Source organism: Colwellia sp. SU-HH01172 (genome assembly GCF_057553355.1).
On sequence record NZ_BAAJMB010000001.1, the window covers coordinates 101046 to 114711 of the forward strand.

Annotated in this window: 11 protein-coding genes; 5 read left to right on the forward strand and 6 right to left on the reverse strand. The window is 39.1% G+C overall.

All coding sequences use genetic code 11. The features are described from left to right. Positions 1 to 237: 237 nt before the first annotated feature. A complete protein-coding gene (locus AC27JP_RS00505) occupies positions 238 to 1818 on the forward strand; it encodes a putative bifunctional diguanylate cyclase/phosphodiesterase (RefSeq protein ID WP_487111484.1) in 1581 nt (526 codons plus the stop codon). A 1027-nt stretch (positions 1819 to 2845) separates the two neighbouring features. On the opposite strand, the gene AC27JP_RS00510 is transcribed toward AC27JP_RS00505, so the two are convergent. The 3 genes from AC27JP_RS00510 to AC27JP_RS00520 form a co-directional block, all read right to left on the reverse strand. After that, on the reverse strand, positions 2846 to 3340 hold the full coding sequence (locus AC27JP_RS00510; RefSeq protein ID WP_487111486.1) for a GNAT family N-acetyltransferase: 495 nt from the start codon (positions 3338 to 3340) through the stop codon (positions 2846 to 2848). A 126-nt stretch (positions 3341 to 3466) separates the two neighbouring features. Then, on the reverse strand, positions 3467 to 4102 hold the full coding sequence (locus AC27JP_RS00515; protein ID WP_487111487.1) for a hypothetical protein: 636 nt from the start codon (positions 4100 to 4102) through the stop codon (positions 3467 to 3469). A gap of 94 nt (positions 4103 to 4196) precedes the next feature. Continuing rightward, a complete protein-coding gene (locus AC27JP_RS00520) occupies positions 4197 to 4571 on the reverse strand; it encodes a putative zinc-binding protein (protein ID WP_487111488.1) in 375 nt (124 codons plus the stop codon). A gap of 315 nt (positions 4572 to 4886) precedes the next feature. Between AC27JP_RS00520 and AC27JP_RS00525 the strand changes: the two genes are divergently transcribed. From AC27JP_RS00525 to AC27JP_RS00535, 3 genes are all read left to right on the forward strand, one after another. After that, the gene (locus tag AC27JP_RS00525; RefSeq protein ID WP_487111490.1) at positions 4887 to 6083 is read left to right on the forward strand and encodes a serine hydrolase domain-containing protein; all 1197 of its coding nucleotides are present in this window, start codon (positions 4887 to 4889) and stop codon (positions 6081 to 6083) included. 432 nt (positions 6084 to 6515) lie between these two features. Next, positions 6516 to 8738, forward strand: coding sequence for a marine proteobacterial sortase target protein (locus AC27JP_RS00530; protein WP_487111492.1), 2223 nt, complete (start codon positions 6516 to 6518; stop codon positions 8736 to 8738). Between the two features lies 1 nt (position 8739). Next, complete coding sequence (locus AC27JP_RS00535) at positions 8740 to 9321, forward strand: class GN sortase (protein ID WP_487111493.1); 582 nt, start codon at positions 8740 to 8742, stop codon at positions 9319 to 9321. A gap of 113 nt (positions 9322 to 9434) precedes the next feature. Here the strand turns inward: AC27JP_RS00535 and fghA are convergent, their stop codons facing one another. Both fghA and AC27JP_RS00545 read right to left on the reverse strand, forming a co-directional pair. Next, entirely contained in the window at positions 9435 to 10274 is an 840-nt protein-coding gene (fghA, locus tag AC27JP_RS00540; RefSeq protein ID WP_487111494.1) for an S-formylglutathione hydrolase, read from the reverse strand. 78 nt (positions 10275 to 10352) lie between these two features. Next, a complete protein-coding gene (locus AC27JP_RS00545; RefSeq protein ID WP_487111496.1) occupies positions 10353 to 11483 on the reverse strand; it encodes an S-(hydroxymethyl)glutathione dehydrogenase/class III alcohol dehydrogenase in 1131 nt (376 codons plus the stop codon). A gap of 254 nt (positions 11484 to 11737) precedes the next feature. On the opposite strand from AC27JP_RS00545, the gene AC27JP_RS00550 reads away from it, so the two are divergent. Further along, positions 11738 to 12607 (forward strand): LysR family transcriptional regulator, encoded by an 870-nt coding sequence (locus tag AC27JP_RS00550; RefSeq protein WP_487111497.1) that lies wholly within the window; start codon positions 11738 to 11740, stop codon positions 12605 to 12607. 21 nt (positions 12608 to 12628) lie between these two features. On the opposite strand, the gene AC27JP_RS00555 is transcribed toward AC27JP_RS00550, so the two are convergent. Beyond that, positions 12629 to 13564, reverse strand: coding sequence for a 2-hydroxyacid dehydrogenase (locus AC27JP_RS00555; RefSeq protein ID WP_487111498.1), 936 nt, complete (start codon positions 13562 to 13564; stop codon positions 12629 to 12631). Positions 13565 to 13666: the final 102 nt, after the last annotated feature.

Here is a 13666-nt window from a genome sequence, read left to right on the forward strand (position 1 = left end):
AAAGATATCAACCTAAAGATATCAACCTAGCAAACCATCTATGCTTTCAGTACTCCCGCAGCATATCGAACGATAAATAATTGAAGAAAATTAATACTGATTTTAAGTAAATATCAATCCGTCAGCTATGATTAAGTTAACGCTAGAAAAGCGATGTTATTTAAATATTTAAAGTAAATAACACAGAATTCATAGGTGTATAACGCTTAAGTTTTTTTTCTAAGGAAAGTAAGCTTCATGGTTCGTGGTTCAATAAAAATAATGTTAACAAAAATATCTAGCCCATCCGTTTTTGCTATCGATGTCATCATGATCACGCTACTAGCATTATTAGCTTTTTGGTTTGCACAGGAATTTGATGTTTTCGAATATTTGGTCGCAATTTCAAGAGCACATGAAGAATATGAAATTGATGAATTACTGACCTTGTTAATGATTTCATCGTTTGCACTCGCAGCCATTGCTTTTAGAAATGGTAAGCGCTTAAAGCAAGAGATCCAGAAACGAAGAAAAGCCGAGCAAAGCATTAAAAAACTAGCCTTCTATGACAGCCTCACTGACCTGCCTAATAGAGAGCTTTGTATCAATCGATTTGAGCACATACTCGATCAATCTGCTCGAACATCAGCTTTAGCCGCCGTACTGTTTATTGATTTAGATAACTTTAAAGAGGTCAATGATACTTACGGTCATGATGCTGGCGATATCCTACTAAAACAATTTACCGCAAGGCTACTAGGTCAATTACGCAAAGGCGATACCCTATCTCGCTTTGCAGGCGACGAATTTATTATACTGCTAGAGGCTGTCGGTTCCATTAATAATGTCACTATACTAGCGAAAAAAATATTAGACTGTGTGCAAGCGCCTTTTCAAATTAACGCTAATGAAACGACAGTGGGTATGAGTATTGGCATTGCCATGTACCCGAATGATGGCAAAAAGGCATCACAACTGTTAAAACATGCCGATACCGCTATGTATCATGCAAAACATGAAGGCAAAAATACTTTCAGGTTTTATTCCAATGAACTAAATAAGCGAGTTCGTAATAAACTTATTGTCGCTAATCAGCTACGACAAGCCATTGAAGGCAATGAATTCGTTCTTCATTTTCAACCCATTATTGATGTGCACACAAAAAAAGTTAAAGGTGCTGAAGCACTATTACGCTGGAACAACAAAGAACTAGGCAGTGTACCTCCGGACGTATTTATTCCTATCGCGGAAGAAATAGGATTAATTAACACCATAGGTGAATGGGTATTGTTAGAGGCGTGCCGACAAAACAGGCATTGGCATAATTTAGGCCATAGCAACTTTGTTATATCAGTCAACATGTCTGCTAAGCAGCTAGGACGAAAAGATTTTATCCGTGTTGTCGAGTCATGTTTACAAACGACGGAGCTCCCAAGCCACTTTTTAGAACTTGAGTTAACCGAAACTACCATAATGAAAGATGTCGAGGTTGCACGACAAAGGCTTGAGAAGTTAAAGCAGCTCGGTGTATCTATTGCCCTTGATGATTTTGGTACCGGCTATTCCTCAATATCATATTTACGAAAGCTGAAAATTAGTAGAATAAAAATAGACCGAAGCTTCATTCAACACATTCCGGAAAACCAAGAAGATATTGCCATCACCAAAGCGATTATTTCCCTGGCTAAAAATTTAGGCCTTAGCATTACCGCTGAAGGTATAGAAACACTAGCACAACAAGTGTTTATTGATAAAACAGTTGTCGACTCGGCACAAGGATTTTTAATTGGTAAACCCGTATTAGCATGCGAGTTTGAGTCAATATTTTTAAAAAAATAGATAATGCTAGACAGCGTATAACTCAAACACTCAAAGCTTCTCAGCTAAATTTATTTAACCCAAACTCGGTTTCTGAGAATGATAAACACAACTATTTCCAAACATTATCAACACTCAATCTACAGTAGTGGTATTTATGTCTAATTCAACGCGTTTAAGTCTGCCTTATAACGAGTTATTGGCAACTTGAATAACATAGAAATAGGCTTTAATAACGCTGCTGTAGCATTGTGCTTATCACGAGCTCAGGTTATTTACTCTTCTATTTCACAAACAGGTAATAAACCAAGGGCTGGTAAAGCTTGGTTTACTTATAGTAATAACAACTGCAAGCATATCCCGATACAAACACTGTAAGGTTAGCCTAAACGAGTTATTTTTCTATAACCGTTAACATTGACCATTTATATTTCTAATACAACGTCAACGCTCGGAGAGTGGCACACCACTTTCGATGTGTAGAAATAGCCCATTTGGCATGTTTTCTGGGCTACCTGCCGCTTGAATAAAATGCCGTGAGATTTTAGCTAATTCCCTTCTTAAAAAGAATTGCTATCCTATCAATAAATACTTGTTTGATGCCCTACCTGAACTACTAACCCAACAACCTACAAAAACCACAGAATTTATCAGAGGAAAATTTGAAGACTTATAACACTAACAAATAAATAAAATTAAATTTCAACTATTTATAAAACAAACATTCCGTTAAGCGGACCAACCTCTGGCACTTTTTTTATTACTTTAAATGGTACGATATTAACAAATTATCTACTGAATTAATGAAATACAAAAAAGGGTTTTTAGCTGAGGAAACTAGCGAAGGCTCTATGTACTTGCTTATACGGAAAATTAAGCTTTACGTTGATGCCTTTCACTAACAGCACCTTCCATAAGAGCCTAATTTCATCCAATAAATAGGTTATGCAATCAACCGGATTTATCTGTAATTATTAAAACGGAATAAGTACTCAGTTTATCGAACGCAACATGTCCAAACTAACAGAATATATACTTAATAACAAAATCAACTAACACCCACCACTTTACTGCGTCTTTCCAATAATATTGAGTCTCGCCAAACACCTTTTAATTGCGCAACATTTTCACGTATGCCGATAACCCTAAAACCAAGCTGTTGATGCAAAAGAATACTGGCTTGGTTTTCTGGGAATATTGCCGATTGTAATGTCCAAAACCCTTGCGACTCAGATATTTCAATCAAATCAATCAATAGCTTTTTTCCTATCCCCTGACCCTGCATATTATCAGCCACATAAATGGTCACTTCCGCAATACCTGCATACACTTTTCTAGCAGATACCGATGATAATGAAGCCCAGCCAACAACCCGGTTTTCATCAACAGCAACAAGCCTTCCAACCGCTAAGGTTGAGTCTAACCATTGTTGCTCAGTTTTAACCGTGGTTTCAAACGTGGCGTTGCCGCCATCAATACCTTGTTGGTATATTGCCTGAACATCAGGAAAGTCTTGTGAAGCAAATAAACGGATATCAATCAAAATAATTACTCAATAAAAGAAGGAAATCACTCAAATTAGTCTTCTATTCTTTAGACAAAGAAAAGCATGACATCTTGCCTTAAATCCAAGGACTACTTTCGCTTATATTATTTATATAGCAAGACGTTATAACCAACCTAATATGCCACCAAACACGACAATAGCGGTGATATTTATACCATATAAGCCACCAACAACTTGTAATTGCTTTCTTCTTGATGTCATATCATAGACCCAATAACAGATGCTATAAAAACTCATATAGCCAACTAAAAATAGCAACCATGGCGCATCAGCATTCCACCATGTCCAATCCCAAGTTAAAGCACCAATTCGGTTCAAGGTAATTTCGACTAGTACGCTTAGCAACGAAAACAATACCGCAAAAAACCAGCGATTATTCAACCCTAAAATTTTCATTTTTGGATCTTTAGGTAATGCCAAAGTCGCCACAATGCCTGAGATGGCAAACATAAAACAAATTTCGATATTTAAACCAATGAAAATTAAATAAGCGGTATCACTTGGCGCTGCCCATACTGGCGCATATTGACTAAAATGAAAAACCAATGAGTTCCAGATCTCATTAAACCAATCCATGCCCCAAAATGCTAAACCGGCTAAAACTCTCGACCAATTACCTTTGTCAGCTTCTTGAGCATAAACATAGATTACAATTAACAGTAATGGAATAACATACCAAGAAAATTGACTTGTATCTCGTAATATAGCTAATGCTTGAGTGGTTGATTCGGTAGGCATATGATTGTAATCATTATTATTTTCCCATCATGCTACCACACTGAAAAGTAATTAAAAAAGGCAGATTATTAATTTAAAAAATAGTCTTATTTAACTATTCAGCTTTCATGCCTAACTTTGCTAATTCAGCGTAAATATGGCTCATGGCAATACTGTTTTCTTGTAACGAACAATCACTGGCGGAGCGAGCAGCAAAACCCAAGTCAGAAATATTAAAGTGAACATCAATACCAACACCGGCTTTTGTTAAGCAATCCCGGCTACAAGAATCACCACAACCTTCAATCAAGATCACTTTTCTATTAGCTGACTTGGCTTTAATATCCGCTTCAGGCGCCGCCATTAACCATGAAACACAAGACATTTCAGCAATGCCATCACTATCAAGGGTTAAGGCAATATCATTGGCCATTGTTGCTAAGTGCGAGCAACCTGAACAAGCAAAAACTAAAGGTTTGGTATTTTTCATTAGGTATTCCATAGCACTTATTTGCTTGCTAACTCAAACAAATAAAGAAGTAAAAGCTGTACGTTTTTTACTGGCGACAGCTTGCTTAATTCTGCCATTTTAAGTTGCTGGCCCGCCATTTCCTTGATGCAGATCAAGATTTGACAACTTACTTTCGATGCTTATTGTCATTGCTTATATCTAATTGAAATAAAGCTAATTGCTATTTTTTATTGGCCGTTGATAAGTAAGTGTTTTCTTTCGAAGATTTTTTTTACATTGTATTTTTTTAGCAAGCCGATAGAATTAGCTGTTTTTTTAAATTGAGCCTAATTCATGCTTGTTCGCTTGTTAACGATAGTTTTGCCACTTTTTTCTGTTTGCTTACATGCAACTGCTCACGCAAACGAGCTTTATCACTTCAATCAACAACTAGCGGCCGATTTTGCCAAAGAATTAAAAAAGCATAATATTCCGGGCGCAGCCTATGCCATTGTTAAAAACAATAAAGTCGTTGCTTTGGAAAATTTCGGCTATACCGACACGAAAAAATTAAAGAAAGTCGACAACGAAACGGTTTTTCGTTTAGCGTCAGTATCAAAACCTTTTGCCGCTACCATTACAACTATGCTTGCGCAGCAGCAACAACTCAAGCTGTCAGATCCAATCACCAAATATGTACCTAGTTTTACCCTTGCCACTAAAGGTGCTGCCGATAAAATTCAGTTAAAACACTTGCTGAGTCACTCAAGTGGGTTAATGCCAAATGCCTACGACAATTTGCTGCATGAAAACTGGAGCATGGAAAAAATAATTAACCGCTTTGATCGTGTTACTCCGATTTGTCAGCCGGCGAAGTGCTATAGCTACCAAAATATTGCCTACGGTTTTTTACAACCGGCAATAGAAGCTAGCCAAGCTAAAAGTTACCCAGCTTTATTACAAGAAAGAATTTTTTCACCATTGAACATGGAAAATGCTTCCGTCGGTATCGATGTATTTCGTCAAAACGACAACACGGCTAAACCTCATATTTTAAGAAAAAGAATAAAAACAGGTAAAAAGGATCAACAAGGCAAAGAGATTAGAAAATATGTTTGGCGCACGGTTGATGTCGAGCCAGACTATTACAAAGTAGCTCCCGCTGCTGGGGTAAACGCCAGTATTACTGATTTAGCAAAATGGTTAATCGCCAACTTAGGCCACCAACCTGAGGTACTTTCACCGGCATTATTAGAAGAACTAACAACGCCGCGTATTAAAACTAAAAAAGATTTACGCCGTCGCTACTGGCGTGAGCATTTAACCGATGCCCACTACGGTTATGGCTGGCGCATATATAAAATAGACGACCGTCCGATAATCTATCATTCAGGTTGGGTGGCTGGATTTCGCGCTGACATCGGCTATTCACCTGATTTAGGCCTTGGATTTGCGGTACTCATTAATGCCGAATCAAATGTTATTAATAAAATAACCAGCCAGTTTTGGTCAACAGCACATAAAAAATTCTTGGCTAATAGCAAAAATTAACCTTAATTTGCTTTAAGGCTTAAAGTTACAAGTTGATTAAAGTCATTAAAAAAATAGCAGCGCTAACGACTATCGTTGTATAGCAAAGAGTCATTTTGAAGCGTTTGAGCTTCCGTTCTCGGCTAAACAATGCCACGATAGCGGCTAAAATCACGCCGGCAATAACCGCAACAATCACAGAATATGTAAATAAAAATATGTATTCCACCGTTTCACCTTTTTATTGTGCTATTCACTCTAATTCTATCACTACCTTGACGGGTAATAGTTATTTGTCGTCAACAAAGCATTACTGAAATTGTTTAACCTCATTTCTACTACTGGCTGTCATAATCTTGCCACTATTGCTCATTAAATTGCCCTAATATCGCCGCAAGCAACACTTTTTGCTTTGTTGTAATAACCAATATCACATGGATATTGGAGAAACAGGTGTTTAACTCAAATAAAAATTTACGACTCATTGACTATCAAGACTCATACTTTTATCAACAAAAGCGTAAGAAGCAACGTATGAGGTGGCTAAAAGCTTTTTTACTAATCGTTTTGTTAGTAACACTTGTAGCCGTTATTGTGCCACTGGCACAAAGCCAACATATTAGTCGTCAACTAGATTCTGAACCGCACCTCAATATCGAAAACAAGCTGATCCACGGGCCACAGTTATTATTCGATCATCCAGATCAAAACAAGCGAGTCGCACTACCTGTCGATATGACGGCAAATATAGAAGTCAGTGGTTTAATCGCTTATGCACAAATAAAACAAGTTTTTGTTAATCCATATAATCTTGAACTTGAGGGAAAATATCAATTTCCATTACCTGAAAACGCCGCCATTAAGCATTTAACGGTCAAAGTGGCTGACAAGGAGATTGTTGGCCAAATCATGGAAAAAAAGGCCGCGAAGGCAGTGTATAACAAAGCTAAACGACAAGGTAAAAAAGCGAGTTTAGTACAACAAAAACGAGCCAATTTGTTTACCAATAACATTGCCAACATCCCTGCTCAGTCGACAGTTGTGGTTACCTTAACTTTTATCATGCCAGTGACTTTTTTTAATAACGAGTTAAATATAAATTTACCGTTAGCCATGACCGCTCGTTATCACCCTGCTCATTACCAGCACTCTCCTGCCGAGCTTCCGTCTGAATTATCAGCTGAAACTTACACTTCAAACCTTAAACCGAGCCAATTTTCAGTGTTAAATGATGATACTGCAAGCACAGCACAGCGGCCTGCTACTGAAACAAATAGCAAAATTTTAGCCAAAAGTCAGGCTTCAATAACTATCGAACTTAATGCTGGAGTCCCGGTTACATCGATTCGCAGTGCTAGCCATCAAATACATGCTAAAGCCGTTAATAATCAGCACTCATCCTACTTGATCTCTCTTTCAAAACAACAAGCCATTGCCAACAGAGACTTTAATTTAACTTGGCAACTTGAGCCCAGCCAACAACCGCAGGTTAGTAGTTTTACCGAGCAAGTCGACGGTGAATATTTTACCCTACTGACCTTTTTCCCGCCCCGTGTTGATACTGCTCAAGTATTTGCCCGCGATATTATTTTCATAATTGATACCTCAGGTTCAATGCAAGGTAGTTCGATGGCACAAGCTAAAGCGAGTCTAAAGCAAGCGATATCGTTATTGAACGAAAATGACAGCTTTAACATTATTGCCTTTAGTGATTCTGTCGATTTACTCTTTTCACACACTGAAATGGTCACAGCTCAAAACATCAAGCAAGCTCAACAATTTATCCATAATTTACAAGCGGATGGCGGCACTGAAATGTACCGACCACTAAGCCAAGCACTAGTGATGGCAAAAAATAATCACCAATCTTCACAAGCAATTCGGCAAGTTGTTTTCATTACCGATGGCGCCGTTGCTAACGAATTTGAATTAATGCAATTACTTGATGGTGCACAAGGAGACTTTCGCTTATTTACTGTTGGTATTGGCGCGGCACCGAATGGATATTTTATGAAAAAAGCAGCACAATTTGGCCGCGGTAGTTATGTTTTTATTCAGAATAATAATGATGTACAAGCCAGTATGTCGGCATTGATGACAAAAATAAGCCAACCTGCGGTAAGTGATATTCAACTAATGTTTGATAACCAAGTCCACCAACAAATTGATGTTTACCCGAAAAAGCTCACCGATTTATACCTGGGCGAACCTATGCAAGTGGCGATTAAATCCCAATTTCCCATCGCTAGCCTGCAACTCATCGGGGATACCGCAACCCAACCTTGGTATCAACAATTAATCATTGACGATAGCCAGCCATCTCAGGGCATAGCAACTGTTTGGGCACGCAGTAAAATTGAAGATTTATTAGATGGCTTGGTCATGGGAGCTGATAAACTACAGGTCAAGCAACAAGTTATCACAACATCTCTTGCTCACCAGATCATTTCTCCTTACACCAGCTTTATTGCCGTGGAAAAACAACCTGAGCTTGAGACACTGACAGCAGCGCAAAAAGCTAAAATGGCAACACATAAAGAAAACATGCTGGCAAAGGCCCATGAAAACTTGATGGTCGCTATGCCTAAAACGGCGCTTGGCTGGCATCAACAATTTTTCATTGGTTTGCTATTAATCTTACTGGCACCATTAATTTTACGTTTTTGGTCAAAATAACGTGGCCGCTGTTATCTTTAAAGCCTTATTTATTGCTGGCAGCTTGCTGTGCATTCATGCCAGTTGGCTACCAGTTAAGGCTTGGTTATCACAAGAGTTAATCAGTTATAGCTGGCAACAATCAGTAAATTCCAGAAGCAGCTTAAGCAATAATCTCAATGTCTCCATAAAACCTTGGCCCTGGGCAGACACCTTTCCTATCGCTGAGTTGTCATTTAAGCGCTTGCAAAAAAACATTGTGATACTCAACGGCGGTGACCCAACCACCTTAGCTTTCTCTGCTGGTGCCATTGCACCATTTAATCAAACAAATTCCGCCAAACCTTTTGTGGTGGCGGGACATCGCGATAGCCATTTTGCATTTTTAGAGGATATATTAATGAAAGATGTGATTTCAATGACAGACCAATATGGGCAAAGCCAATTGTATCAAGTGGAAGCTATTGATATTGTTGATGCTGCAACCGGGCAACTTCCTGTGCTGGCAAATGACAGCAGCTTAATACTAATAACTTGCTATCCATTTAACGGTATTGATCAGAATGCCAATGAGCGTTATGTGATTACCGCTAAGCGCCTATAGTAAGATCTTTTTGTAAAAATAAGAAAAAGCTAGCTTCATTAATCAAAAGCTAGCTCTTTAGGTTGAGTTTAACGGCTAACAGGTTTCAACTCTGCGTCATAAATAGGCTCATACTAGTTAGAAAAGTGCTGACGATGAAAACGTAAATGTTCAGCAATAAAACTGGCAATAAAATAATAGCTGTGGTCGTAACCTTCATGTTGATTTAACTGCAATGGGTAGCGACTCTCGTTGGCTGCAGCAACTAAGGCTTCAGGCTTTAGTTGCTCAACTAAAAAGTCATCACCTTTACCTTGGTCAACCAACGCAGGTACAAACTCACTCGCATTGCGCATTAATTCGCTACTGTCGTACTCATGCCATGTCGCTTTATCGTCCCCTAAATAGGCCGTAAATGCTTTTTGCCCCCAAGGACAATTCACCGGATTAGTAATAGGGCTAAATGCAGATACGGAACTATAACGATTGGCATTTTTTAGCGCGATCATTAACGCACCATGCCCCCCCATTGAATGACCCGAAATTGCACGTTGTTGAGTTACCGGAAATGTTGACTCAATCAACTCAGGCAACTCATTGACAATGTAATCATACATCTGAAAATGTTTATTCCACGGCGCTTGAGTGGCATTAACATAAAAGCCTGCACCTTGGCCTAAATCATACCCCTCATCGTTAGCAACCTCTTCGCCACGCGGGCTAGTATCAGGTGCAACAATCGCCATGCCAAGCTCAGCCGCTATACGCTGAGCACCAGCTTTTTGCATAAAATTTTCATCGCTACAAGTCAAACCCGACAGCCAATAAAGTACCGGTACTTTTTCGCCATTTGCCACTTGTGGCGGTAAATAAATAGCAAAACGCATAGTGCCATTTACCGTCTTTGAATAATGATTATATTGTTTGTGCCATCCACCAAAGCTTTTGTTAGCACTGATCTTTTCTATGGTCATGTTAAAACCTTCTAACTGAACACTAATGCTGCCTTGAAATTACTTTCAAGGCAGCTCTTAAGAACTAGACGTTAAAAACTACTTATCAAAGTGGATCACGGTGCGGATACTTTCGCCTTTATGCATTAACTCGAATGATTCATTAATATCTTCTAAGCCCATGGTATGGGTAATAAAATCACTTAACTTAAATTCACCGGCTAAATAACGTTCGACATAATCAGGTAATTCAGTACGACCTTTTACGCCACCAAATGCACTGCCGCGCCATACTCGTCCTGTCACTAATTGAAATGGACGAGTTGATATTTCTTGACCAGCGCCAGCCACACCAATTACCACTGACTCACCCCAACCCTTATGACAACACTCTAATGCAGAGCGCATTAAGTTAACGTTGCCAATACACTCAAACGAGTAGTCAACACCGCCATCAGTCATTTCAACAATCACATCTTGAATCGGCTTATCGAAGTTTTTCGGGTTGATAAAATCAGTAGCCCCCAGCTGTTTCGCTAAATCAAACTTACTTTCGTTGATATCAATGGCAATAATACGACTCGCTTTCGCCATGGTTGCGCCAATAACCGCTGACAAACCAATACCGCCTAAGCCGAAAATAGCAACCGTTGCCCCTTCTTCAACTTTTGCGGTATTCATTACCGCGCCCATGCCGGTAGTAACACCACAGCCTAATAAACAAACTTCTTCTAAAGGCGCTTCTTTATTAACTTTTGCTAATGATATTTCTGGTAAAACCGTGTATTCCGAAAAGGTTGAACAGCCCATGTAGTGATATATTGGCTGACCATCTTTGTAAAAACGCGTGGTACCGTCAGGCATTAAACCTTTACCTTGAGTTTCACGTATTTTTTGACATAAGTTAGTTTTGCCTGACAAACAGAATTTACACTCACCACATTCTGGCGTGTATAAAGGAATAACGTGATCGCCTACTTGCACACTCGTCACGCCTTCACCAACTTGCTCAACAATACCGCCACCTTCATGACCTAAAATAGCCGGAAAAATACCTTCGGGATCGTCACCTGATAATGTAAAGGCATCAGTATGACAAACGCCAGACGCAATCACTTTTACTAGCACTTCACCTTTACGAGGCAACATAACATCAACTTCTTCAACCGATAATGGTTGTTTAGGTCCCCAGGCAATTGCGGCTTTTGATTTAATAAATTTATCAGTCATTTTGAATCCTCGATAAGGTATAAAAATTAAATTGGTAGTTTACAAACTCAGTTACGCTTCTTAAAAATGTATCAATAACTATAGTTGAATATAACCGGACGTGACGGCTTTAATCGCACGGTAAACTTTGTCGATGAGGTTATTATATTTATTTCACATTAAATGATAATATAGCAAAACAGCAATTCACTATTACTTATACGTAACAATATAAATATAAGAGTGATAACAATTAGAAGTCTTAGGTAATAGGTATGAATTTTGATGGTATTAGCGAATTTGTTTATGTGGCAGAAACCGCAAGCTTTACCCGAGCAGCTAAGAAGCTCAACATCTCGACAGCACATGTCAGTCGCAGGGTAACGGCGCTTGAGCAAAAGCTAAACATTAAATTACTTTACCGTACCACACGCAAAGTATCACTAACTCAAGAAGGACAGTTATTTTATCAGCATTGCCGCAGCGTATTAGACGGCATAGAAGAAGCTGAACGCGTGGTGACTAACTTACAACAAAAACCACAAGGTCATATAAAGTTAACCGCTCCCGTAACCTACGGCGAGCAGAAAATACTGCCACTAATTAATGACTTCGTTCAACAACACAGTGCAATACAGATCAGTGCTTACCTGAGTAACCAAAATGTTGATTTAGTCGAGCAAGGCTTTGATTTAGCTGTTCGATTAGGCAAATTAGCCGACTCGACATTAATAGCAAAAAAGTTAGGTAAAAGAAAAAACTACCTCTGCGCTTCACCACAGTATTTAGAAAAATATGGTATGCCGCACTCGCTATCTGAACTTAGTGATCATAACTGTCTATTGGGCACATTAGATTACTGGCGCTTTAAAGTAGCAGGAAAAGAAAAAACCGTGAAAGTAAAAGGTACTCTGCGCTACAACAATGGTTCGGGCTTAACCGATGCGGCCTTAAAAGGCTTAGGCATAGTACAACTACCCGATTACTACGTTAAAGATCATATTTCGCAAGGCAAGTTAATTCCACTGCTAACGAAATTTCAAGAACCCGATGACGGCATTTGGGCGGTGTATCCTCATAATCGACAGTTATCACCGAAAATACGTGCCCTAGTAGACTATTTAAGCGAGCATTTAACACCTTAGCTCAAGTGCTAAATTGTACTGTTAATAACCTCTCGCCTTATCGACACACTCAGGTAATTGTCCAGTAGCGCGATATTCAATAATGTTTTTAGCAACAATTTGGCAAGCCGTAGCCATATTCGTTGGCGCAGAAATATGCGGTAAAACCGTAATATTGGGATGTTGCCAGAGTTCACTGTTTGATGACAATGGCTCTCGCTCAAAAACATCTAGCACCGCATGACTAAGCTGTTTATCGTCAAGGGCTTGAAGTAAGTCATGCGAATGAATAATAGCGCCGCGAGCAAAGTTAATTAGCGAACTCCCTTTTGGCATTTTATAAAGTAACTCTGTGTTGACTAAACCTTTTGTCGCCGGAGTCAATGGTAGTAAACACACTAAAATGTCACTTTGCGAAACCATGCTCGCCAATCCATCGATACCACTATATGTAGAAACGCCAGCTAAGGTTTTAGTCGTTCGACTCCAACCCAACACTTGAAAACCAACATTACTTAATTGCTTAGCACTAGCACAACCTAACTCCCCCAAACCTAAGATGCCAATACGTCGCTCACTCGCTGACACGTAAGCTTGCTGTTGCCATTGTTTTTTCCGCTGTTGTTTTGCATAAGTCGGCATATCACGATGCAGGTACAGGCTCCACGCAAGTACCGCTTCTGCCATGGTTTGGCTCAACATAGGATCAACTAACCTAACCACATTAATCGGTGACGCTGGTAAGGACTCCATTAGCTTCTCAACTCCCGCCCAAACACTATGCAACCAATGCAAGTTTTTAAACTGCTTCAACGTCGATATATCAGGGTTAGCAACAATTGCTAATTTACAAAGGTGTCGCTGCTCTTGCGGGATATCATCAGCTAAAACAATAGTTTCATTGGTGAGCACTTGACTCAGCGCTTCAAGCCATAAAGCTTGTTCAATTCTAGGTAATTGGCTAACGAATGGGATCATGGTCACACTAATGTTGTTGGCGTTTATTTGTTATTTTACCCTAACATAGCTAGGTTTTAATCTATTGATAAATAAAAAGTTATAATTTTGTTATATCATCCA